This is a genomic window from Kitasatospora sp. NPDC048545, from assembly GCF_040651155.1.
Lineage (GTDB): Bacteria > Actinomycetota > Actinomycetes > Streptomycetales > Streptomycetaceae > Kitasatospora.
In genome coordinates this window covers 24,247-46,748 of the sequence record NZ_JBEZIQ010000045.1, presented here as the reverse complement: position 1 = coordinate 46,748, position 22,502 = coordinate 24,247, and the positions used below count along the sequence as shown (strand labels likewise).

Here is a 22,502-nt window from a genome sequence, read left to right as displayed (position 1 = left end):
GGGTCACGTCCTTCTCGCCGTTGGGGACATCGGGCATTCACTGCAAGACCGGAAGGCAACGGGCGCTCGTGCGGTCCACGGAACGACGGCTTCCAGGCGCGTCCGCGTTCACCCGATCGCCCCCGTCGCGGGCTCCGGCCCCGGCTACGGGCTGCGGGCTGCGGTCAGCGGGGTGACCGTCACAGGACCGCGATCGGGTTGACCGGGGAGCCGGTGGCGCCCGGCAGCCGGAGCGGGGCCACCACGCAGAGGAACGCCCACCGCCGCTCCCGCGCGCAGACCGGAGCCAGTTCCTCGAAGCACAGGTAGTCCAGCAGGTGCAGCCCCATCGCGTGCACGGCCAGGACGTGCACCGGGAAGTCGACGCCCCGGGTCGAGCTCGGGGCGGTGTCGCTGTTCCCGTCGCTGCCGAGTACGCAGACCCGGCGGTCCGCCAGGAACCCCAGCGCGGACGGATGGAGCCCGGCGCGCGCCCCCGCGGCGGGCCACGCCCCGAGCTCGGTGCGGCGCCTGCGGTGGCCCACCCGGACGAGGAGCAGGTCGCCCTCGCCCACCCGGACGCCCTGGGCGGCCTCGGCGGCGGTGAGGTCCTCCGCGGTGACGTGGTCCCCGGGCTCCAGCCACGGCACGCCGCGCAGCCTCGGGACGTCGAGCAGGACACCGCGGCCGACGATCCCGTCCCGGGCCACCTCGACGGACAGCGCCGCGGCCCCGGACTCCGTGACGCCGTCCACCGGCACGCCGCCGTGCAGGGTGCCGTCGTAGACCACGTGGCACAGGGCGTCGAGGTGACTGTCGGCGTCGCCGTGCACGTTCATGGCGAAGCGGTCCATCGCGAAGTCGAGCCCGTCCGACCGGCCGTCCGGCACCGCCGTCATCCGGTGCTGCGCCGGCTCGGGGTTGTCCGGTCCCGGCAGGGTCTCCACGGGCGCGGCGAGGCCGACCGTACGGCCCGTCCGCACCACGCCGGCGGCGGCCGCCACGCGTTCGGGGGTGAGCGCCACCAGCGCGCCGCGCTCGCCGGCGGCCCACGCCGAGCGCGAGCGCAGCGTCCGGTACAGCGCGCCGAAGTCGGCCTCGCTCAGCGTGGGCTGTTCCGTGGTCATCCGCGCCGCTGCTGCCTGTCGAGCGCTTCGTCGAGCGTGGTGGCGGCCATGATCAGCGCGAGGTGGGTGAACGCCTGTGGGAAGTTGCCGAGTTGCTCACCACTGGGCCCGATCTCCTCGGCGAACAGCCCGACGTGGTTGGCGTAGGTGTGCATCTTCTCGAAGGTGTAGCGCGCCTGGCGCAGCCGCCCCGCCCTGGCCAGCGCGTCCACGTACAGGAAGGTGCACAGGCTGAACGTGCCTTCCGAACCGCGCAGGCCGTCCGGCGAGGCGGCCGGGTCGTAACGGTAGACCAGGCTGTCGGAGACCAGCTTGCGCTCCATCGCGTCCAGGGTGTTCAGCCAGCCCGGACTCCTCGGCGCGATGAACCGGAGCCGGGGGATGAGCAGCAGCGAGGCGTCCAGGACGTCGCCGTCGTAGTGCTGGACGAGCGCCTGTTCGGTCTCGCTCCACCCCTGCTCCATGACCTGTTCGAGGATGGCGTCGCGGGCCGCCGTCCAGCGCGACGTGTCGGCGGGCCTGCTGTACTCGCGCGCCAGGTGCAGGGCCCGGTCGAGCGCGACCCAGCACATCACCCGGCTGTAGGTGAAGTTCTGACGCCCGCCGCGGGTCTCCCAGATGCCCTCGTCCGGCCGGTCCCAGGTGTCGGCCAGCCAGTCCACGGTGCGGGCGAGACCCTTCCAGCCGTGGTAGCCCGACTGCACGCCGAGTTCCTGGCCCTCCGCCAGGGCGTACATCGCCTCACCGTAGATGTCGAGCTGCAGCTGGTCGGCGGCGGCGTTCCCGGCGCGCACCGGGTAGGAGCCGCGGTAGCCCTCCAGGTGCCCCAGGATCTCCTCGGTGAGGTTGGGGTCCCCGTCGACCCGGTACATGATCTGCAGGCGCTCCCCGGGGGAGTCCGCCAGGTCGTGCATCCGGTCCCCGAGCCACTTGGTGAACCTGGCCGCCTCCTCGACGAACCCGAGGTCGAGCAAGGCCCGGACCGACAACGAACCGTCGCGGACCCAGGAGTAGCGGTAGTCCCAGTTGCGCTCACCGCCGACCTGCTCGGGCAGGCCCATGGTGGCGGCGGCGATCGGCGCACCCGTGGGCGAGTACGTGAGCAGCTTGAGGGTGATCGCCGAGCGATTCACCATGTCCGGCCAGCGGCCCCGGTAGTGGGAGGTGCGCACCCATGCCTGCCAGAACTCGCCGACCTCCCACATCCGCTCGTGGAACGCGCCGAGTTCGAGCGGGGCGGGCGCCTCGCCGTCGGGTCCGCAGACCGTCAGGACGGCAACGGCGGACTCGCCCGCGTTCAGGACCACCTCGCCGCGGACGTCGTCGCCCTCCCGCTCCAGCGGGAAGGTGCTCTGCAGGTGCGCGGCGATGCCCGGCGCGTGGAACGAGGCGCCCTCGGGGACCAGCCGCAGCTCGTGGGCGGCCCGCCCGTAGTCGAACCGCGGCCGGCACTCCAGGGTGAACCGGACCCTGCCGCGCACCGCCCGCACCAGCCTGACCAGGGTGTGCCGGTCGGTGGGGCGGTTCGTGCGGTCCGGCGGCATCCAGTCCACCACCTCGCCGACCCCGTCCGGCGACATGAACCGGGTGACCAGCACCGCCGTGTCCGGGTAGTAGAGCTGCTTGCGGGTGTCCTCGGGGTGCTCGGGCGACAGGCGGAAGTAGCCGCCCCGGTCGTGGTCCAGCAGCGCGGCGAACACGCTCGGTGAATCGAACCGCGGGGCCGCGAACCAGTCGACGACGCCTTCCGCGGACACCAGCGCCGTGGTCTGCAGGTCCCCCACGAGGCCGTGATCGGCGATGAGCGGGTAGCGCTCCATGGCGATTCTCCGAAGGTCGGCGGAACTCCGTCCGATGAAAATCCTTCTCCAGCCACTGTCCGATATGTTCGGCCTGCGCGCGCGATGGGACCGCCGGGCCGGCCCGGGCCCCGCGGCGATCCCGAGCAGTGGAGGCCTGGATGGACCTGATCCACGTCCGCGCGGTGAGCCCGCCCGAGCTCACCGAGCGGATCGTCGGCCTGCTGGCCGAGGATCCCTTCGTGTTCAACCTCGTGGTCCAGCGCGGACTGGCGCACCACCCCCACGGCGACGCCGTCCAGTGCGACGTCCTCAAGGGCGCGGCCGACGACGTGCTCCGCGGCCTCCGGGAGCTGCACCTGGACCGGCACGGCTCGATCGTGATCGAGCAGGTCGACATGGCCTTCTCCGAGCGGGCGGCGGCCGCCGAGACCGAACAGCTCGGGCCGCTCGCCCACGCGCCCCTGTGGGCGGCCGTCGAGGCCCGGATCCGCGCCGAGGGGACGTACCTGCCGAGCTTCTACGCCTACCTCGTCATCGCGGGCCTGATCGGCGCGGTCGGGATCCTCACCAACTCCCAGATCCTGATCGTCGCCGCCATGGTGGTCGGGCCGGAGTACGGGGCCATCACCGCCATCGCGCTCGGCCTCGACCGCGGCGTCCGGCGCAGCGTCCGGCGGGGCGTGCGGGCCCTCGCCCTCGGGTTCGCGCTGGCCATCGTGACCACCTTCGCGTTCGCCCTGCTGATCCGCGGCGCGGGGCTCCAGCCGAAGGCCTTCACCCTGGGCATCCGGCCGGTCTCCAACCTCATCGACACGCCCAACTTCTTCTCGGTCGCCGTCGCCGTCCTGGCAGGAATCGTCGGCATCCTCTCCCTGACCGAGGCGAGGACCAGCGCGCTGCTGGGCGTCTTCATCTCGGTGACCACCATCCCCGCGGCCTCCGACCTGGCGGTCTCCTGCGCGTTCGGCAGCTACCGCGAGGCCTGGGGCTCCTTCCTCCAACTGCTCCTCAACATCGTCGTCCTGGTGGTGATGGGCGTCCTCGTGCTGCGGCTCCAGCGCGCCGTCTGGCGAAGGATCGGCGCCTCACGACGCCGAACCGGGTGAGTCGACGCAGCCGACGGGCGCACGGGCCCCGGGCAGCGCCGTCGCTGTCACCCGAGGTCGAGCAGCTGCTCGTAGAACCCGCCGGAGCCCAGCTCGCGGTCGACGAGGTGCAGCTCCGAGATCCAGTGGCAGGTCTGCCCGCGCCGGTCGGAGCGGCGCAGCGGAGCGTCGTTCTCCGGGGTGATGTACGAGTCGGCCTTGGCACCGTCTTGGTCTCGTGCGGGAACTCCCGGGACCACGGTCCGGCACCCTCAGCCCGGGGCAGCAGCTCCGGTGGACGTCCGGACGGACCTGCTTGCCGGGTGGCCACCCGAACCGCTGCCCGCGCCGCGAGCGAATTCCGGCCCTCGCGCAGCGGAACGCTCGCCTCGGGACCGGGGGCGGAACTCCCGGTCAGGTGACCAGGCCGTGGCGGTAGGCATAGACGACGGCCTGGACGCGGTCGCGGAGTTGAAGTTTGGTGAGGATGCGGGAGACGAAGGTCTTGACGGTCTCATGGCTGATGACGAGGGTTGCGGCGATCTCGCTGTTGGAGAGGCCGTCGGCGATGAGGCGGAGGACTTCCAGTTCACGAGGTGTGAGCGGGGTGTCTCGGTGGGTCTTCTCGGCGGGACGGATGCGGGCGGCGTAGCGCCCGACGAGTCTGCGTGTCACGTCGGGGTCGAGGAGGGCCGCGCCGGTGGCCACGGTCCGGATGCCGTGGAGCAGCCGGTCCGGAGGGGCGTCCTTGAGGAGGAATCCGCTGGCACCGACGCGCAGTGCCTCGTAGACGTATTCGTCCAGGTTGAACGTGGTCACCACGAGGACTTTGACGGGGTGGGGCACTCCGGCGCCGGCCAGCAGGCGGGTGGCTTCGAGGCCGTCGAGGACCGGCATGCGGATGTCCATCACGACGACGTCGGGTCGTACCTTGCCGGCAAGGTCGACTCCGGTCCGTCCGTCTCCGCACTCGCCCGCCACCTCCATGTCGGGCTGGGCGCCGATGATGGTGACCAGGCCGGTGCGGACCAGCATCTGGTCGTCGCAGACCAGGACCCGGATCGGTGCGCTCACGAGGTGCCGTCGGCGGGGATGCGTGCCCGCACGGTGAAGCCGCCGTCCGGGCCGAGGCCGGCGCTGAAGTCACCGCCCAGGACGTCGACGCGCTCGCGCAGGCCCGCCAGGCCCCGTCCGCTGCCGGCGGCGACGGCAGTGGCGCGTGAGCCGGTTCCGTCCGTGGTGACCTCCACGGTGATCTCCCTCGTGCCGCGCTGCATCTGCACGGAAGTGCGGCTGCCGTGAGCGTACTTGAGGGCGTTGGTCAGTGCTTCCTGCACCACCCGGTAGGCGACGAGGTCGGCGCTTCCGGTCGAGGCCGGCGGCGTGCCCCGCTCGGTGAAGTCCACGGGCTGTCCGGCCCGGCGGGTCTGCTCGACGAGCGTGAGGACCTTGCCGACGGCCGGTGTCCTGGCCTGCGCGGCCTCCGCCGGGCCAATGCCGTGGCCGACTCCGTGGTCGGTGCCGTGGTCGGTGTCGTGGCCGACGCCGTGGCCGGGGTTGAGCAGGTCCAGCAGGTGACGCAGGTCGGTGAGGGCGCGGCGGCCGGTGTCGCTGACAGCGGTCAGGGACTGCTCCAGCCGCTCGGGAGCGGCAGTCAGGTAGCGGGCGGCTTCGGCCTGTACGACCATCGCGGTCACGTGGTGGGTCACCACGTCGTGCAACTCGCGGGCGATGCGGATCCGTTCGGCGGTACGGGTCCCGGCGGCCACACGCTCGCGGCGTGCGGCCTCCGCGGCCCGTGTGGAACGCAGCCACGCCCCGGCTCCCCAGGCCAGGGCGAGCGTCAGGTAGAACGTCACGAAGTCCGTCGCCGTCTCGCCGCCCGAACCGAGCCGGGCGAGCGCGATCGCCAGCGACACGTACACCGCGGACAGGAGGACCACGGTGGTGCGCCGACGCTGTTCCAGATGGGAGCCCGCACTGATCAGCGCGACGGGCAGGGCGGTACCGGCGGCCGAGTGGTAGCCGCACAACTGGTCGAGGGCGAAGCCGCACGCCACCAGGGCCAGACAGATGACCGGCCACCGCCGGCGCACCACGAGGGAGAGGCATTCGAACGCGAGGGCCACGACGGCCAGCGCGTCGAAGGGGCGGGTCGGCAGGTCCCCGACCTGCGTCCCGTGGCCGCGCAGTCCCGGCAGGAACGACGCGACCAGGAACAGTGCCCCGAGAGGGAGGTCACGGAGGGTGACGTCGAGCCGGCGCCACACCTGACCGGCCTCCTGAAGGCTCATCACCGGGCGAGTGTAGCGAGGGCGTCGACACGCTCGGCACGCTGCCGGGGGACGATGTGGCCGCGCCGACGGGCCAGCCGCAGGAAGACGACCATGAGCAGCGCGCCGAACAGCGTCGCGTACACACTGGCCTCCGGGCCGAACTCGCCACCGGTGATCAGCTTGGCCCCCGCCGTCGAGGCGTCCAGCAGTCCGTGCGTGTCGCCGTTGCCCGAGACCTCGGTGCCGAAGATGCCGGACTCCGCGAAGTTCCAGCCGAAGTGCAGGCCGATCGGCAGCCACAGGGAGCGGGTGGCGGCGTACGCGGCGGCGAGCATGCCGCCGGCCTCGATCGCGATGGCGACGGCGCCCAGCACGGTGGCGTCCTGGTTGAGCAGGTGGGCCGCGCCGAACACCGTGCCGGACAGGGCCAGCGCGATGTACGTTCCGAGGCCGCGCTCCACGAGCCGGAAGAGCAGGCCGCGGAACATCAGTTCCTCCGTGACGGCGGCGCCCGCCATGAAGCCGACCAGCCCGATCGCCCCTGTCGGCGAGCCGAAGCCGTGGACCTTGTAGTCCCCGAGGACGTAGATGTTCGCGATGACGGACCCGAACATCGCGACCCCGATCACCAGGCCCCGCAGGAGCGCCCCGGGCGCTCCCTCGCGGGCCAGTTCCGTGACCGGGCGCCCCTCGGTACGCCCCACGACCCATCGGTAGACGAGCACCGAGAGCACGACCGTCAGGCCGCCCACGAGGAGCGAGAGCCACGGATCGTCCTGGACCGCGGTGGCACCTTGACCGCCGACCGCACCGGCCAGGACCACGGCCAGGATCTGCCACACCGGTTTCATGACGACTCCTTCTTTCGGTTCCGTTTCCGGTTCCTTGTCCGGTCCGCGGCCAGGGCGCCGCGGCTGAACCGAACGCTAGGGAAACGGTGATCGGGAATCGTCACCTCACAGAGGACACCTGCACGTAGCTCTCATGGGGGACAGACCCCCAGCCTCCTCTCCCGGGGCGCCAGGATCTGCTTGCGGACACCCTGACGCGGCCGGCGGCGGAACAGTCCGCAGATCGTCTGCCATGGTCCGTACTCCGGCGGAACGTCCCGCGACGGGGCGCGGCCGAACCGCTGGTGACCCACTGGCTGCATCGCCATTTCGACGCCGGAGCCGGCGCTCAGATCAGGTACAGGGTGCGCTTCGAGAACGGGTTTGTTCTCGGCGGTATCGAAGAAGGCCGGCTGACCGGAGCCTGAGTATCTGCCGCCGCGCCAATCCGCCCCTCCTCAGGCCGGGTAGCCGATCGAGCCCGGCGGCGGGCAGGGGATGAGCGCGGTTCCGGCGCCGGGACGTTCCACGAAGGCCCGGGCCTCGACAGCCTGCCGGCGCCGGGTTTCCAGCTCGTCGGCGTGCCAGGCGTCGCCCATGGCACGGGGGTAGTCCCACGAGTCGTCGTTGAGACTGAGGCCGGTGTTGCCGGAACTGCGCTGGAACTCCGCCTCCGAGCGCGCGGCACCCGGTTCTTTGCCGGCCCCCGTCCCGCTCGAGTTCGAGTCAGGTCCGAGGGGACGGAGCCGGGTTGGCAGCCTCGATGCCGCCCAGGATGAGGTCGATACCGGCCAGGAACTGCTCCCGGTCGTCGTGCTCGGGCAACTGCGCCGCCACCCGGTGCACGAACGGGTACCGAGCCGGATCGAGCTGGGCCCACTGCTGGGCGATCTCACCCAGGAAGGCCGTCCGATCGGTCCTGTGCGCGTACAGGCGGGCGTTGGCGGCGTTCTGTCCGGCGACGCCGAGGACATGGATCACGAGCGTGGACGTGGCGTCGAACTGCGCCCCCTCGGGCACACCGAGCCCCTCCAGCCGGCTGCCGAAACCCTCGAAGATCTGCGGAATCGCGGCCAGCCACGGCGCGCGGGAGAGCTGGGTGCCGACCCAGGGGTGTGCGTCGATCGCGTCGAAGAGCCCGAGCGCGAGGGTCCGGATCGCCTCCCGCGGACGCGTGCCGCCGGGCACGTCCGCCATGACCCGGGCGATCACGTCGTTGGTGGCCGCCGCCAGCAGGTCGTCCTTGTTGGCGACGTGCCAGTAGATCGCCCCGCTTCCGGTGGCCAGGTGGGCCGCGAGCGTGCGGAAGGTCAGCGCGCCCTCGCCGTCGGAGTCGAGGATCTCGATCGCCGCCTCCACGATCCGTTCCTTCGACAGCGCGTCCGTGCGCCGTACAGCCCGCGGCTTCTTGATGGCCATGAACACAGTTTGACATGAATGGATCGCCGTTCCAACATGAGAATGGAACAACGTTCCACCATGGCTTCGAAGGGAACACCATGACGACACCGGTCACGATCATCGGCGCGGGCCTGGGCGGCCTCACCCTTGCGCGGGTCCTGCACGTGCACGGCATCCCCGCCACCGTCCACGAGGCCGACCCCTCCGCCGAGTCCCGCACCCAGGGCGGCCAGCTCGACATCCACGAGGAGGACGGACAGCGTGCCCTCGCGGACGCCGGCCTCACCGACGAGTTCCGCGCGATCATCCACGAGGGCGGCGACGCCGCCCGGGTGCTCGACCAGCACGGCACGCTGCTGCTGGACGTCCCCTCCGACGGCACCGCCGTACGCCCCGAGGTGCTCCGCGGCGACCTGCGCCGGATCCTGCTCGACTCCCTGCCCGAGGGAACGGTGCGCTGGGGCAGCAAGGTCACCGACGTCCGGCCGCTCGGCAACGGCCGGCACGAGCTGACCTTCACCGACGGCTCGACCGAGACCAGCAACATCCTGGTCGGCGCGGACGGCGCCTGGTCCAGGGTCCGGCCGCTGCTCTCCGACGCCCGGCCCGGCTACACCGGCACGACGTTCGTCGAGACCTACCTGCACAACGTCGACGAGCGGCACCCCGCGACGGCCGCCCTGGTCGGCCGAGGCGCCATGTACGCACTCGCCCCCGGCAAGGGGATCGTCGCCCACCGTGAGGCGGGTGGCATCCTCCACACCTACGTCGAGCTGAACCGTTCGGCCGAGTGGATCGCCGCCACGGACTTCACCGACACCGCGGCCGCGACCGCCCGGGTCGCGGCCGAGTTCGACGGGTGGACGCCGCACCTCACCGCGCTGATCACCGACGGCGAGACCGCCCCGGTGGCACGCATGATCCACACCCTCCCCGACGGACACCGCTGGGACCGGGTGCCCGGTGTGACGCTGCTCGGCGACGCCGCGCACCTGATGCCGCCGTCCGGCGACGGCGCCAACCTGGCGATGTTCGACGGTGCCGAACTCGGCAAGGCCATCGCCCAGCACCCCGACGACGTCGAAGCGGCGCTCGCCGCCTACGAGAAGGAGCTCTTCCCGCGCAGCGAGGCCTTCTACGCCGACGCCCACGAGATTCTTGACCTCTGCCTCGGCGAGCGCGCACCGCAGAGCTTGGTCGACTTCTTCAGCGGGCACCCGGGGGAACACGACGAGGCGGTGGCACAGTCCTGAAGGTGACCGCCGCGTTCGGACGACCGGGGGGCGGCCGAGCTCGTCCTCACCAGGTGAACCCGTGGAACGTCGACCCTGCGCACGGGCGGTGCTGCATGAGAGCCCCGGCCCACGCCTCCCGGTCGTGGGGCGCAGGACGAAGGGACGGCTGCACCGATCGCTTCTCGGACCCACCGGCTACCGGGCCGTGCCATCCAGATGGCCTCTCTGCCGTTGCCGAACGGTCATACATCCCCCGGCGCCGGGCAGGGCCGCGAGGACGACTTGAGCCCAACTACTGTGGACTGTGGGCCCGGTGGGCGGCGATCAGGTCGCGGTACCAGGCGCAGGACGCCCTCGGTCACCGCTGGTCCACGGCCGACGACAGGCCTGCGGTGCGCGCGGCGACGCCCGCCTGGACTGCGAAGACGCGGTCCCGCGCGTGCTGGTCGAGCGCGTGGAAGTGGCCGTGTGCCTCAAGGGTGACGAAGCCGTGCACGGTGGCCCAGGCCAGCATCAGGGCTTCCGCCGCGTCCGGCACCAGCGGGCTGCCGAGCCGGCCGCGTTCGGCCGTGTCGGCGACGAGTTCGGCCATGTGCTCCATCGCCCGCCGGCCGGCCGCCACGGTCGGTCCGTCCGGTGGGGCCGCGTACCCGGGCACGGGGGAGCCGAAGATGAGGGCGAAGCGCTCCGGATTCCGCTGCGCCCAGGTGCGGTAGGCAATGCAGGTGGCCACGAAGCGTCCGTCCGGGTCGTCCGGCGGCACGGTCTCGCGGGTCGCCGTCAACGCGTCCGACAGGCTGTCGTACGAGTCGGCGACCAGGGCGGTGAGCAGCTCGTCCCGGTCGGCGAAGTAGCGGTACAGCGCGGGCGGGGTCATCCCCATGCTGCGGGCGATGTCGGTGAAGCGGAGGTTCGCGGCGCCGCGCTCGACGATCAGGCTCAGGGCCGCGCGCTTGATCTCCTCCACCGTGTCGGCGCGCAGCCGCTCACGGCGGCTCCGCCCCCCGCTCCCATCCGTCGACCCACCCGTCATCGCATCTCCATCCGCTCGCTGCGCCAGTCACCGCGTTGACAATCCGTACCCGCCGAGGGAAACGTTACGCTTCGTAAGGCGCGTTATGAAGCGTAACGCTTTGCCTGGGGGCGGAGCCCCTGACGACGCACGGAGGACCACATGTCCCAGGGACTGCGCGAGGATCGGCGGACAGCCGCCGGGGAGAGCGGGTCACACAGGCCCGGCCCGCTCGGCCGAATAGCCGGTTGGAGCTTCCGGAACCGGGGCCGCACAGTACTGCTCTGGCTGCTCGCCGCCGGCGCGGCCTTCGGCCTCTCGGCCGGCCTCGGCGCCAAGTACAGCGCCGACTACACCGCGCCCGGCTCGGACTCCAAGCAGGCCCAGCAGCTGCTGGCACGGGACTTCCCCGGGCTGGGCGGTGAATCGATCAGCCTGGTGCTGACCTCCGACGGCAGCGTGACCGACACCGCCACCCGCGACCGGGTCAAGGACCTGCTCGCCCGGATGGCCGAGGTGCCGCACGTCAGCAACATCGACGACCCGTACGGCCCGCGCGGCAAGGTGTCGGCCGACGGCCGCACCGCCCTCGGGCAGATCCACCTGGACGTCGCCGTCGCCCCCGACATGCCGAAGGCGGACACCCAGCGGCTGCTCGACCTCGCCCGCCCCGTCGGCGGCGGCCTGCGCGTCCACCTCGGCGGCATGACGGTCCAGCAGGCCGAGCAGGGCGCGATCGGCTCGGAGGGCATCGGCATCGCGGCCGCCGCCCTGATCCTGGTGATCACCTTCGGCTCGGTCGTGGCCGCCAGCCTGCCGCTGCTCACCGCGCTCGGCGGGCTCGCGGTCAGCAGCGCCCTGCTGCCGGTCCTCGCCGCGATCATGCCGGTCCCGGACTGGTCGACCTCGCTCGCCGCGATGCTGGGCATCGGCGTCGGCATCGACTACGCGCTGCTGCTGGTCACCCGGTTCCGCGAGTGGCGCGCCGAGGGGCTCGAACCCGAGGCCGCCACGGTCGCCGCGCTGGACACCGCGGGCCGCGCGGTCGTGGTCGCCGGAATGACCGTGGTGGTCAGCATGCTCGGGCTGTTCGCGATGGGCCTGTCGTTCATGCGCGGCGCCGCGGTCTCGGCGATCCTCTCCGTGCTCGTCGTGATCGCCGCGTCCGCCACGCTCTTCCCCGCCCTGCTCGGCTACCTCGGCCGACACATCGAGCGCCTCCGGCTGCCCCTGCCCCAGCGCCGCGCCGCCCGGGGCGAGAGCCCCGTGGGCGCCGGCTGGCTGCGCTGGAGCAGGCTCGTCGAGCGTCACCGCGTCCTCGGTGCCGTCACCGGGGTCGTCGTCCTGCTGGCGCTCGCGGCGCCGTTCCTGGGCGTGCGCTTCGGCTTCCCCGACGCGGGCAACGACCCCGCCGGGCGCTCGAACCGGCTGGCGTACGACACGGTGGCCACCGGCTTCGGACCGGGCAGCAACGGACCGCTGGTCCTGGTCGCCGAGTTGGCGCCGGGCACCCCCGCCGACGCGACGGCCGCGCTGCCCACCGTGCTTGAGGCGGTGCCCGGCGTCACGGCGGTGACCCCTGCGGTGCCCGGCTCCGACGGCCGCTCGCTGCTGCTCACTGTCGTCCCGGACAGCGGTCCGCAGTCCAGCGAAACCAAGACCCTGGTCCGCGACCTCCGCGATCACGTCATCCCGGGTGCGGTCGGCCCCGGCGTCCGGGTGCACGTCGGCGGGGCGACCGCCAGCGCGATCGACAGCACCGACAACATCGCCCGCCGCATCCCGCTGCTGGTCGGCGGCGTGGTCACGGTGTCGATGCTCCTGCTCCTGGTGGCCTTCCGCAGCCTCGCCGTCGCCCTCAAGGCCGCTGTGATGAACCTGCTCTCCGTCGGCGCCGCGTACGGCGTGGTCGCCCTCGTCCTCGAAGGCGGCACCGCCGGCCGGTTGATCGGCATCGACAGCCCCACCCCGCTGCCGGCCTTCGTCCCGGTGCTGACCTTCGCCGTCCTGTTCGGCCTCTCGATGGACTACGAGGTCTTCCTGGTGAGTCGGATGCGTGAGGCCTGGCTGCGCACCGACGACAACGCGGAGTCCATCGTCCGCGGACTGGCGGGCACCGCGCGGGTGATCACCGCGGCGGCGGCCATCATGGTCGCCGTGTTCGCGGCCTTCGTCCCGGCGCCCGACCTGCCGATCAAGGTCATCGGCGTCGGCATGGGGTCGGCCATCCTGATCGACGCCACGCTGGTCCGACTGTTGCTGGTACCGGCCGTGATGCACCTGCTCGGCCGCGGCAACTGGTGGCTGCCCGCCTGGCTGGACCGCCGCCTGCCCCACCTCCACGTCGAAGGACACACCGAGTTCTACCAGCCGGAGGCCGCCCCCGAGGCGCCCCGCTCCCCGGCGGTGGTCGGCTAGCACCAGCGGACCGCGGGCGCCCCACGACGCCCGCGGTCCGCTGGTCACGGCGGAAGGCGGCGAGCGGCGCCAGCGCCCAGGCGGCCTCGCCGGCCCTGGACCATGGGCATGATGAGTGGCAATCAGATCGCGGTACCAGGTGTATGAGGCCTTCGGGGTGCGCTGCTGCGTTCCGAAGTCGACGTGGACGAGGCCGAAGCGCTGGTGGTAGCCCTCGGCCCGTCGAACAGGGTGTCATCGTGTCCCGCCGCCGGCCGGACGGCTGGACTCGCCCAACGATCACGGTCGTTGGCGAGCCGTGGCGGCGGACGGCCGCTCATCGGGCGACCGCCTCGGGTTGCCGGGCCGCCGCGCGCAGCCACCGCTGGTACGCCGGGCTGCGCTCGGCCGCGACCCGGTGGGCCGCGCGGACGTGCTCGACCAGTGCCGTCTCCAGGGCGGCCAGCGGACCCGCCTGGTGCCAGGCGATCAGGTGCCGGTACCAGAGCGGGTCGCCCGTGATGGGCCGCACGGCGATGCCGGGCAGTTCCTCGTAGGTGGCCTGGCACAGGCTCACCGCGCTGCCGCTGCGGACCAACTCCATCAGCAGCCGCCCCTCCGCCTCGTGCACGGTGCGCATCCGGTGGCCGGTCGCGTGGAAGGTGGTGGACCAGTACTCGCGGACCCGGTCGTCGTCCGGCCGGGGCGACACCCAGTCCTCGTCGGCGAGTTCATCCAGTCCGACCTCCGGCCGGGCGGCGAGGCGGTGGCCCGCCGGCAGGGCGACGAAGACGGGCTCGGTGACCACCGGCCGCAGGACGACGCCGGGCCGCGCGGCCAGCTCGTAGCCGGGGCAGTCGCCGACCACGACGGCTTCGAGGCGGCCGGCCGAGACGTCCTCGATCAGGGGGACGGACGAGCCCTGGGCGCGGGAGACGATCCGGGCCTCGGGGAGGTGGGCACGCAAGGCGTCGATCAGCCCGCCGATCAGCGGGGCGTTGACCGAACCGAGCCGCAGGCGCGGGACCGGGCTGCTGGAACGGGCGGCCAGGGCGGAGGCGCTCAGCAGTTCGTCGACGGTGGGCAGGACGGCGCGGGCGCGGGTGAGCACGGCCTCGCCGAAGGCGGTCGGCACGGCGCCGGTGCGCCCACGATCGAACAACGGCCCGCCCAACATCGCCTCGATCCGGCGCAGTTGGGCGCTGAGCCCGGGCTGGCTGAGCCGTAGTGAGGCGGCGGCGCGGGTGAGGCTGCCGGTTTCGGCGATCGTGCAGATCATCCGGAGATGCCGTATCTCAAGCTCCATAACCGGATGTTATGAACAGCTGGGAGCTCCCGGAAGGGATCGCGAAGGCCCAATCTTGTCCCACATGTGAAATGTCATATCACACCAGAGGGGGACGAATGAGGCCACGAAGAGCCGCATGCGCCCTGGCGGCGGCCCTCGGGCTGCTGTCCGCGGCGGCCTGCACCGGATCGACCGGGGCCGGATCGACCGGGGCCCCCGGGGACGCCGTCCCCGTGAAGGGCGGCACCCTGCACGTCCTGTCCACCATCGACCTGGAACACCTGGACCCGGCCCGCGCGTACGTCACCTCCACCCAGGACGTAGGCCGACTGATCTACCGGACGCTCACCACCTTCGCCCCGGCGCCCGGCCAGGCCGGCGGAAAGATCGTGCCGGACCTCGCCACCGACACCGGCCGTCCCACCGACGGCGCCCGGACCTGGACCTTCACCCTCCGGGACGGCGCGCGCTTCGAGGACGGCCGGACCGTCACCAGCAAGGACGTCAAGTACGGCGTCGAGCGCACCTTCGCCGCCGAACTGCCCGAGGGCCCGCCGTACGCCCGGCTCTGGCTGACGGGCGGCGACACGTACAAGGGCCCGTACCAGGACAAGGCCGGCCTCGCCTCGATCGAGACCCCGGACGAGCGGACCGTCGTCTTCCACCTCAACCGGCCGGTCGCCGACTTCGGCTCGGCCGTGTCGCTGCCGATGTTCGCGCCCGTGCCGCAGGACAAGGACACCGGCGTGGGCTACGACAACCGCCCGTTCTCGTCCGGCCCCTACCGGATCGACATGTTCGAACCCAAGAAGCAGCTCACCCTGGTGCGCAACCCCTCGTGGGACCCGGCCACCGACACCGTCCGCAAGGGCCTGCCCGACAAGGTCGTGATCGACCTCAACCTCGACCCGGCCGTGGTCGACCAGCGGCTGATCTCCGGCCAGGGCGAGGACGCGAACGCCGTGGCGATGGAGCCCATCGGCCCGGCCTCGGTCGGACGGGCGCTGGGTGACCCCCGGCTGAAGCAGCGCCTGGTCACCGGCGAGTCCATCAACACCCGCTTCCTCGGCATCAACACCAGGCACAAGCCGCTGGACGACGTCCGGGTGCGCCAGGCGATCGCGTACGCACTCGACAAGGACGCGCTGCGCACCACCCGTGGCGGCCCGATCGCGGGCGACCTCGCCACCACCCTGCTGCCGCCCACCCTGCCCGGCGCGGCGCCCGAGGACCCGTACCCGAGCCAGGACGGCAAGGGCGACCCGGCCAAGGCCAAAGCCCTGCTCGCCGAGGCCGGACACGCGTCCGGCCTGGAACTCACCCTCGACACCCCGGCCACGGCCGGTGGCAAGGCGCAGGGCGAGGCCGTGCAGGCCTCACTCGCCCGGGCCGGCATCACCGTGCGGATCAACGAGATCAGCTCCTCGGCGTTCTACAGCACCATCGGCAGCCCCTCCCGCGAGCACGACCTGCTGATCGACGGCTGGACACCGGACTGGCCGGGCGCCTCCACCTACCTGCCGATCCTGTTCGACGGCAGGCTGATCACCGCCGAGGGCAACAACAACCGCTCCCAGTACGACTCCCCCGAGGTCGACGCCCGGCTCGACGAGATCGCCGCCGCCGGCGACCCGACCACCGCGCAGGCGGCGTACGGCGAGCTCGCCAAGCGGATCATGCGGGACGCACCCGTCGTCCCGTTCCTCTGGGACCGGGCCGCCGTCCTGGTCGGGCCGAACGTGGCCGGCGCGTACGGGCACACCGCCTTCGTCGGCCGACTCGACCTCGTCTCGCTGGGACTGCGCAGGTGAGCGCCCGCGCCGCCGGGACCACGCACACGGGTTCCCGCACGGCCGGGACCGCGCAGGTGACCGTCCTGCGCAGGCTCCTGTCCCAGCGCGCGACAGCGCTCGCACTGGCCGCGGTCGCCCTGCTGGTCCTGGTCGCGCTGGCCGCCCCGCTGATCACCTGGCTGACCGGTGGTTCCCCGACCGCCTTCCACGGCGAAGCCGTCGACCCGGCGCTCGGCGGACTGCCTCGCGGTAGGGCCGGCGGCATCAGCGCCGAGCACTGGCTGGGCGTCGAGCCGGTCAACGGCCGGGACGTGCTCGCCCGGGTCGTGTACGGCGCGCGCGTCTCACTGCTGATCGCCGTACTGGCCACCGCCGTCTCCACGCTCCTCGGCACCGCGCTCGGCCTCCTCGCCGGATTCCTCGGCGGCTGGGCCGACACCCTGATCGGCCGGCTGATGGACCTGCTGATGTCCTTCCCCAGCCTGATCTTCATGATCGCCCTGATCTCGGCAGCGCCCGGGGCGGACCGTCGGCTGTTGCTGATCATGGTCCTCGGCCTCTTCGGCTGGCCGTACATCGGACGGATCGTACGCGGGCAGGCGATGGTGCTCGCCCGCGGCGAGTTCGTGGCGGCGGCCCGGGTGCTCGGCGCGTCCCGACGGACACTGCTGCTGCGCGAGGTGCTGCCCAACCTGACCGGGCCGGTGCTGGTGGTGGCGACGATGTCGATCCCGGCCTGCATCGCCACCGAGGCCGGGCTGTCCTTCCTCGGCGTGGGCGTGCAACCGCCCACGCCCTCCTGGGGGCAGATGATCGCGTCCGCCGTGCCCTGGTACGCCTCCGACCCCGCCTACTTCCTCATCCCCGGCGTCCTCCTGTTCGTCACGGTGCTCGCCTTCAACGTGCTCGGCGACGCCGTGCGCGACGCGCTCGACCCCCGGAGCAAGCCACGATGATCCTCTACCTGCTGCGAAGACTGGCCGTCACCGCGGCCATCCTGGTGGTGATCTGCGCCGCCACCTTCGCGATCTTCTACCTGATGCCCGCCGACCCGGCCCAGGGCGCCTGCGGCAAGGCCTGCAGTCCCGAACGGCTCGCCACGATCCGAGCCACCCTCGGGCTGGACCGCTCCCCGTTCGGACAGTTCGGGGACTACCTCGGCGGCATCCTCTCCGGGCGCACCTACGGCAGCGGGGCGACGGCCGTCCAGTGCCCCTTCCCCTGCCTGGGTTTCAGCTTCCAGACGAACCAGCCGGTCTGGGAGATGCTCACCAGCAGGCTGCCCGTCAGCATCTCCATCGCCGTCGGTGCGGCGGCATTGTGGCTGTTCGTCGGCGTGACGGCGGGCGTGGTGTCGGCACTGCGGCGCGGCAGTCTGTGGGACCGCGCCGCCATGACGGCCGCCCTCGGCGGGGTCTCGCTGCCGATCTACTTCACCGCTCTGGTGCTCCAGTACCTCCTGGTGGTCCAGCTGAACGTGCTGCCCTACCCGACCGCCGTCCGCCTCACCGAGGACCCGATCGGCTGGACGCAGTCGATGGTCATGCCCTGGATCACCCTGGCCATGCTCTACGCCGGGGTGTACGCCCGGGTCACCCGCAGCGAGATGCTGGAGAGCCTCGGCCGCAACTACGTTCGCACGGCGCGCGCCAAGGGACTGTCCGAGGTCACCGTGGTCCGCAGACACGCGCTGCGACCCGCACTGATGCCGATCGTGACCATCTTCGGCATGGACCTCGGCGCGCTGCTGGGCGGCGCGCTGATCACCGAATCGGTCTTCGGCCTGCCCGGCGTCGGCAAGCTGGCCGCCGACGCGATCGCGAGCGCGGACCAGCCGGTGATCCTCGGCGTGACGCTGTTCGCCGCCTCCTTCGTCGTGCTCGCCAACCTGGCGGTGGACCTCGGTTACGCCGCACTGGACCCGAGAGTGAGGGCCGTCGGATGACCTTGCTGACCGTACGGGACCTCACGGTCGACTTCGCGTCAGGCGTCCGGGCGGTGGCCGGGCTCGACCTCGACCTCGCGGCCGGACAGGTCCTGGGCGTGGTCGGGGAGTCCGGCAGCGGCAAGTCCGTCACCAGCCTCGCCGTCCTCGGACTGCTGCCCCGCGATGCCCGCGTCGGCGGCGAAATCCGCTTCGACGGACGCGAGTTGACCCGCCTCGACCAGCGCGCCCTGCGCCGCCTGCGCGGCAACCGGATCGCCATGGTCTTCCAGGACCCGCTCTCCTGCCTCAACCCGTACTACCCGGTGGCCTTCCAGATCGCCGAGGCCTACCGCGCTCACCACCGGGCCGGCCGGAAGGCGGCCCACCGGGTCGCCGTCCGGATGCTGGAACGGGTCGGCATCCCCGAGGCCGAACGACGCGCCCGCTCCTACCCGCACGAGTTCTCCGGCGGGATGCGGCAGCGCGTGATGATCGCCATGGCGCTGTGCCTGGAGCCGGACCTGCTCATCGCGGACGAGCCGACCACCGCGCTCGACGTCACCGTCCAGGCCCAGATCCTCGACCTGCTGCGCGAGCTGCGGCGGGAGACCGGTACCGCAATCATGCTGATCACCCACGACATGGGCGTGGTGGCGGGACTCGCCGACCAGGTCGTCGTGATGCGCGACGGCCGCGCGGTCGAGCGCGGCGCCGTCCACGACGTCTTCCACCGCCCGCGGCAGCCGTACACCCGCGGCCTGCTCGCCTGCGTCCCCCGCATCGACGGGCCGCTGCCGCGCCGGCTGCCGACCCTTGCGGAGCAGACATGACCGCGTTGTTGGAGACCAGGGACCTGGTCAAGCGATTCCCGGTCCGCCACGGCCTCACCCGGCGCCTCGCCGGCCACGTCACCGCCGTCGACGGCGTCTCGTTGCACGTGGCGGCGGGCGAGACCCTCGGCCTGGTCGGCGAATCCGGCTGCGGCAAGTCCACCCTGGCCCGCCTGCTCACCAGGCTGGAACCACCGACCTCCGGCAGCATCCGGTTCGCCGGCCAGGACCTCGCCGAAGTGGACGAACACGGCCTGCGCCCCGTCCGCCGCGAGCTCCAGATGGTCTTCCAGGATCCCTTCTCCTCACTCAACCCCCGCCAGACCGTGCGCCGGATCCTCACCTCGCCCTTCGCCTACCAGGGGTTGAAGCCCGACGAGCCGGTGGAACGACTCCTGGAGCGGGTCGGCCTCGGACCCGAGCACGCCGACCGCCACCCGTACGAATTCTCCGGCGGCCAGGCCCAACGCATCGGCATCGCCCGGGCGTTGGCCCTTCGGCCGAAGCTGGTGGTGTGCGACGAGCCGGTCTCCGCCCTCGACGTCTCAGTGCAGGCCCAGATCCTCAACCTGCTCAAGGACCTCCAGGACGAACACGGCCTCGCCTACCTGTTCATCGCCCACGACCTCGGCGCCGTCCGGCAGATCAGCACCCGGATCGCCGTCATGTACCTCGGTGCCGTCGTCGAGACCGCCGACCGCGACACCCTCTTCGGCACCCCCGCCCACCCGTACACCCGCGCCCTGCTCTCCGCCGTGCCCCTGCCCGACCCCGACGCCGAGCGCGCCCGCGAGAGGATCGTGCTCCACGGCGACCCGCCCAGCCCCCTCGACCCGCCCAGCGGCTGCCGCTTCCGCACCCGCTGCCCCAGGGCGGCCGACCGATGCGCCGGCGAGCGCCCCACCCTGCGGGTGATCGCGCCCGGCCACCAAGTCGCCTGTCACTTCGCCGAGCGGAGCGAGGGGAACGAGGGGAACATTCACCACAGCTCGGAGTCGTCACAGTGATCCTGACCACCCACCGCCTACCCGGACTCGCGGTGACCGACCACGTCTTCACCGTCCCACTCGACCACGCCGAAGCCGGCCGCGCGACCATCGACATCTTCGCCCGGGAGGTCGCCGACCCGGCCCGCGGCGACGAACAACTGCCGTGGCTGCTCTACCTCCAGGGCGGCCCGGGCGGCAAGTCACCCCGCCCGCTGAACGCCGGCGGCTGGCTCGACCACGCCCTCAAGACCCACCGGGTCCTGCTGCTCGACCAGCGCGGCACCGGCTGTTCCACCCCCGTCACCGCCCGCTCGGCGGCCGGGTTCGGCTCACCCCGGCAGCTGGCCGATCACCTCGCGCTGCACGGGGCCGACTCGATCGTCGCCGACGCCGAGCTGATCCGTCGTCGCCTCTGCGGCGATGAGCCATGGGAGACGCTCGGACAGAGCTACGGCGGATTCGTCACCCTCAGCTACCTGTCCTTCGCGCCCGAGGGCCTGCGTGCCTGCTACATCACCGGTGGCCTGCCCGGACTCGACGCCACCGCCGACGACGTGTACGCCGCCACCTACCCCCGAGTGCGCGACAAGGTGGTCGCCCACTACCTCCGCCACCCCGGTGACCCGCTCACGCTCCGACGGCTCGCCGACCACCTCCACCACCGCGCGGTCCGCCTTCCCGACGGCGACCGGCTCACCGCACGGCGGCTTCGCACCCTCGGTCTGATGCTCGGCATGGGCGACGGCTCCGCCCGCCTGCACTGGCTGCTCGACGAGTCCCTCGACCCCGCCGGCGAGCCCACCGCCGCCTTCCTCCAGCAGGTCATGCAGCTGACCGCCTTCACCGACAACCCGCTCTTCGCCGTCCTCCAGGAGTCCATCTACGGCCGCCCGGGCGCCTGCACGGGCTGGGCCGCCGAGCGCGCCCTGGCCGCCCACCCCGCCTTCGCCGAGGACGCCGACCCGCTGCTGCTCACCGGCGAGATGATCTACCCCTGGATGTTCCGGGAGATCAGCGGCCTGCGCCCGTTCGCCGACGCCGCCGACCTGCTCGCCGCACGGACCGACTGGGCCACGCTGTACGACCCGGCCCGACTCGCCGCCAACCGGGTACCGGTGGCCGCCGCCGTCTACCACGACGACATGTACGTGGACGCCGACCTCTCCCTGCGCACCGCGCGCTCGATCGGCGGGCTGCGGGCCTGGATCACCAACGAGTGGGAGCACGACGGTGTGACCGCCTCGAACGGACGCGTCCTCGCCCGCCTCATGGCCCTGGCCTCCGGCCGGGCGTAACCACCCACCCGAAGGAAAGAGTTGAGCCCTCGCCTGCTCGCCGGCGCCCTCGCGCTGGCCCTGCCGCTGATCGCCGCCACCCCGACCACCGCGTCCCCTTCCCCCTCCGCCGCGGCGTGCGCCCTGCCCGGCCGCACCGGATGGACGGACGAGGGCCACGACACCGACCGTACGCAGTTCCTCCGACCACTGGGCACCAAGCACGTGCTGATGCTGTTCGTCGACTTCCCCGACGCGCCCGCGGTCGGCGACCGCGACGACTACTACGACCGACTCGCCCCGGCCGCGGACTGGATGAGGCAGGACTCCTACGGCCGGACCCGCCTCGACATCACCCCGCTCGACCGCTGGGTCCACATGCCCCAGGCGTCCACCAGCTACGGCTTCCAGCGCGGCCTCTCGTTCGAGCAGCACGAGGCGTACGTCCGCCAGGCCGTCGAGGCCGCCGGGCCGGACGTGGACTTCTCCCGGTACGACCTGCTGTACATCGTCCCCACGAAGTCCGCCTCCGCCATCTCCTTCTCGCCCACCTACCTCTACGACCCCGCCGCCACCGGCATCGTGGCAGGCGGCACGCGGATCAAGTGGGCGGTCACCTTCGGCCAGGACATGTACCACTGGGGCCCGAAGGTCGCCGACCACGAGACCTCGCACACCTTCGGCCTGCCCGACCTGTACGCCTTCCAAGGCGCCGACACCCACCGCTACGTCGGCGGCTGGGACCTGATGGGCCTCATCTCCGGCCCGTCGCCGCAGCATCTGGGCTGGGAGCGCTGGAAGTTCGGCTGGATCGACGACCGCCAGGTCGCCTGCCTCCCCGCCGCCGGCCGCCGCACAGTCCGCCTGCACGCGATCGAACGCCCCGGCGGCACCAAGATCGCGGTGATCCGCACCGGCGAGACCACCGCGTACGTCGCCGAGTCCCGCCGCGCGATCGGCGGCGACGAGTCCGCGTGCTCCACCGGCGTCCTGGTCTACCGGATCGACACCGCCGCCCAGACCGGCCAGGGCCCGGTCCAGGTCGTCAACGGCAACCCCACCGCCGTACCGCCGACCGACTGCACCCCGCTCGACATGGCCGCCCTGCAACCCGGCCAGAACTTCACCGACCCCGCAACCGGGGTCCGGATCGACGTCCTCCACGGCACGCCGATGACCGACACCATCACCGTCACCAAGTCGAGCTGACGGTCCACCCGCCCGCGCCCTGAACAACTCCGGCGGCCCACCCCCGGG

Annotated in this window: 18 protein-coding genes and 3 pseudogenes; 10 read left to right on the top strand and 11 right to left on the bottom strand. The window is 72.3% G+C overall.

Going from position 1 to position 22,502, the window contains the following annotated elements; translation table 11 throughout:
- Positions 1–179: 179 nt before the first annotated feature.
- A complete protein-coding gene (locus tag AB0D10_RS33180) occupies positions 180–1,106 on the bottom strand; it encodes a cyclase family protein (protein WP_360262679.1) in 927 nt (308 codons plus the stop codon).
- Entirely contained in the window at positions 1,103–2,926 is a 1,824-nt protein-coding gene (locus AB0D10_RS33175; RefSeq protein WP_360262678.1) for a glycoside hydrolase family 15 protein, read from the bottom strand. Before AB0D10_RS33175 ends, AB0D10_RS33180 begins: the two co-directional genes overlap by 4 nt.
- Positions 2,927–3,066: 140 nt before the next feature.
- On the opposite strand from AB0D10_RS33175, the gene AB0D10_RS33170 reads away from it, so the two are divergent.
- Positions 3,067–4,014: a DUF389 domain-containing protein gene (locus AB0D10_RS33170; protein WP_360262677.1), complete on the top strand. Its 948-nt coding sequence runs from the start codon at positions 3,067–3,069 to the stop codon at positions 4,012–4,014.
- A 47-nt stretch (positions 4,015–4,061) separates the two neighbouring features.
- Here the strand turns inward: AB0D10_RS33170 and AB0D10_RS33165 are convergent.
- The 6 genes and pseudogenes from AB0D10_RS33165 to AB0D10_RS33140 all read right to left on the bottom strand — a co-directional run.
- Positions 4,062–4,223, bottom strand: a pseudogene (locus tag AB0D10_RS33165) (aminopeptidase); the annotation flags it as partial.
- Between the two features lie 184 nt (positions 4,224–4,407).
- Entirely contained in the window at positions 4,408–5,067 is a 660-nt protein-coding gene (locus AB0D10_RS33160) for a response regulator transcription factor (RefSeq protein WP_360262676.1), read from the bottom strand.
- A complete protein-coding gene (locus tag AB0D10_RS33155; RefSeq protein ID WP_360262675.1) occupies positions 5,064–6,287 on the bottom strand; it encodes a histidine kinase in 1,224 nt (407 codons plus the stop codon). The genes AB0D10_RS33160 and AB0D10_RS33155 overlap by 4 nt, the downstream gene beginning before the upstream one ends.
- Positions 6,287–7,120, bottom strand: coding sequence for a CPBP family intramembrane glutamic endopeptidase (locus tag AB0D10_RS33150; protein WP_360262674.1), 834 nt, complete (start codon positions 7,118–7,120; stop codon positions 6,287–6,289). The genes AB0D10_RS33155 and AB0D10_RS33150 overlap by 1 nt, the downstream gene beginning before the upstream one ends.
- A 437-nt stretch (positions 7,121–7,557) precedes the next feature.
- The gene (locus AB0D10_RS33145; RefSeq protein WP_360262673.1) at positions 7,558–7,698 is read right to left on the bottom strand and encodes a hypothetical protein; all 141 of its coding nucleotides are present in this window, start codon (positions 7,696–7,698) and stop codon (positions 7,558–7,560) included.
- A gap of 127 nt (positions 7,699–7,825) precedes the next feature.
- Positions 7,826–8,518, bottom strand: a complete 693-nt coding sequence (locus tag AB0D10_RS33140) for a TetR family transcriptional regulator (protein WP_360262672.1) — start codon at positions 8,516–8,518, stop codon at positions 7,826–7,828.
- A gap of 80 nt (positions 8,519–8,598) precedes the next feature.
- Between AB0D10_RS33140 and AB0D10_RS33135 the strand changes: the two genes are divergently transcribed.
- Positions 8,599–9,753 (top strand): NAD(P)/FAD-dependent oxidoreductase, encoded by a 1,155-nt coding sequence (locus AB0D10_RS33135; RefSeq protein WP_360262671.1) that lies wholly within the window; start codon positions 8,599–8,601, stop codon positions 9,751–9,753.
- Positions 9,754–10,093: 340 nt separating this feature from the next.
- Here AB0D10_RS33135 and AB0D10_RS33130 read toward each other — a convergent pair whose 3' ends face one another.
- Complete coding sequence (locus tag AB0D10_RS33130) at positions 10,094–10,768, bottom strand: TetR/AcrR family transcriptional regulator (protein ID WP_360262670.1); 675 nt, start codon at positions 10,766–10,768, stop codon at positions 10,094–10,096.
- 141 nt (positions 10,769–10,909) lie between these two features.
- On the opposite strand from AB0D10_RS33130, the gene AB0D10_RS33125 reads away from it, so the two are divergent.
- On the top strand, positions 10,910–13,165 hold the full coding sequence (locus tag AB0D10_RS33125; RefSeq protein ID WP_360262669.1) for an MMPL family transporter: 2,256 nt from the start codon (positions 10,910–10,912) through the stop codon (positions 13,163–13,165).
- 120 nt (positions 13,166–13,285) lie between these two features.
- Here AB0D10_RS33125 and AB0D10_RS33120 read toward each other — a convergent pair.
- Both AB0D10_RS33120 and AB0D10_RS33115 read right to left on the bottom strand, forming a co-directional pair.
- A pseudogene (locus AB0D10_RS33120) lies at positions 13,286–13,384 on the bottom strand (family 1 glycosylhydrolase); the annotation flags it as partial.
- 97 nt (positions 13,385–13,481) lie between these two features.
- Positions 13,482–14,450, bottom strand: coding sequence for a LysR family transcriptional regulator (locus AB0D10_RS33115; RefSeq protein ID WP_360262668.1), 969 nt, complete (start codon positions 14,448–14,450; stop codon positions 13,482–13,484).
- A gap of 98 nt (positions 14,451–14,548) precedes the next feature.
- Here AB0D10_RS33115 and AB0D10_RS33110 point away from each other — a divergent pair, with 98 nt between their 5' ends.
- The 7 genes and pseudogenes from AB0D10_RS33110 (at position 14,549) to AB0D10_RS33080 (ending at position 22,454) form a co-directional block, all read left to right on the top strand.
- Positions 14,549–16,243 (top strand): ABC transporter substrate-binding protein, encoded by a 1,695-nt coding sequence (locus AB0D10_RS33110; RefSeq protein WP_360262667.1) that lies wholly within the window; start codon positions 14,549–14,551, stop codon positions 16,241–16,243.
- Positions 16,240–17,181 (top strand): ABC transporter permease, encoded by a 942-nt coding sequence (locus AB0D10_RS33105; protein WP_360262666.1) that lies wholly within the window; start codon positions 16,240–16,242, stop codon positions 17,179–17,181. Before AB0D10_RS33110 ends, AB0D10_RS33105 begins: the two co-directional genes overlap by 4 nt.
- Positions 17,178–18,170: an ABC transporter permease gene (locus AB0D10_RS33100; protein ID WP_360262665.1), complete on the top strand. Its 993-nt coding sequence runs from the start codon at positions 17,178–17,180 to the stop codon at positions 18,168–18,170. Before AB0D10_RS33105 ends, AB0D10_RS33100 begins: the two co-directional genes overlap by 4 nt.
- Positions 18,167–18,937: pseudogene (locus AB0D10_RS33095) on the top strand (ABC transporter ATP-binding protein); the annotation flags it as partial. The gene AB0D10_RS33100 and the pseudogene AB0D10_RS33095, both read left to right, overlap by 4 nt.
- A 41-nt stretch (positions 18,938–18,978) precedes the next feature.
- Entirely contained in the window at positions 18,979–19,989 is a 1,011-nt protein-coding gene (locus tag AB0D10_RS33090; RefSeq protein ID WP_360262664.1) for an oligopeptide/dipeptide ABC transporter ATP-binding protein, read from the top strand.
- A complete protein-coding gene (locus AB0D10_RS33085) occupies positions 19,989–21,266 on the top strand; it encodes an alpha/beta fold hydrolase (protein ID WP_360262706.1) in 1,278 nt (425 codons plus the stop codon). Before AB0D10_RS33090 ends, AB0D10_RS33085 begins: the two co-directional genes overlap by 1 nt.
- Before the next feature lie 21 nt (positions 21,267–21,287).
- Entirely contained in the window at positions 21,288–22,454 is a 1,167-nt protein-coding gene (locus tag AB0D10_RS33080; protein WP_360262663.1) for a M6 family metalloprotease domain-containing protein, read from the top strand.
- Positions 22,455–22,502 lie beyond the last annotated feature (48 nt).

Coding starts and splice junctions, on each gene's coding strand:
- AB0D10_RS33110 (WP_360262667.1), top strand. CDS start 14,549: ATGAGGCCACGAAGAGCCGCATGCGCCCTGGCGGCGGCCCTCGGGCTG.
- AB0D10_RS33140 (WP_360262672.1), bottom strand. CDS start 8,518: ATGGCCATCAAGAAGCCGCGGGCTGTACGGCGCACGGACGCGCTGTCG.
- AB0D10_RS33145 (WP_360262673.1), bottom strand. CDS start 7,698: ATGGGCGACGCCTGGCACGCCGACGAGCTGGAAACCCGGCGCCGGCAG.
- AB0D10_RS33175 (WP_360262678.1), bottom strand. CDS start 2,926: ATGGAGCGCTACCCGCTCATCGCCGATCACGGCCTCGTGGGGGACCTG.
- AB0D10_RS33125 (WP_360262669.1), top strand. CDS start 10,910: ATGTCCCAGGGACTGCGCGAGGATCGGCGGACAGCCGCCGGGGAGAGC.
- AB0D10_RS33090 (WP_360262664.1), top strand. CDS start 18,979: ATGACCGCGTTGTTGGAGACCAGGGACCTGGTCAAGCGATTCCCGGTC.
- AB0D10_RS33170 (WP_360262677.1), top strand. CDS start 3,067: ATGGACCTGATCCACGTCCGCGCGGTGAGCCCGCCCGAGCTCACCGAG.
- AB0D10_RS33150 (WP_360262674.1), bottom strand. CDS start 7,120: ATGAAACCGGTGTGGCAGATCCTGGCCGTGGTCCTGGCCGGTGCGGTC.
- AB0D10_RS33155 (WP_360262675.1), bottom strand. CDS start 6,287: ATGAGCCTTCAGGAGGCCGGTCAGGTGTGGCGCCGGCTCGACGTCACC.
- AB0D10_RS33115 (WP_360262668.1), bottom strand. CDS start 14,450: ATGGAGCTTGAGATACGGCATCTCCGGATGATCTGCACGATCGCCGAA.
- AB0D10_RS33180 (WP_360262679.1), bottom strand. CDS start 1,106: ATGACCACGGAACAGCCCACGCTGAGCGAGGCCGACTTCGGCGCGCTG.
- AB0D10_RS33130 (WP_360262670.1), bottom strand. CDS start 10,768: ATGACGGGTGGGTCGACGGATGGGAGCGGGGGGCGGAGCCGCCGTGAG.
- AB0D10_RS33100 (WP_360262665.1), top strand. CDS start 17,178: ATGATCCTCTACCTGCTGCGAAGACTGGCCGTCACCGCGGCCATCCTG.
- AB0D10_RS33135 (WP_360262671.1), top strand. CDS start 8,599: ATGACGACACCGGTCACGATCATCGGCGCGGGCCTGGGCGGCCTCACC.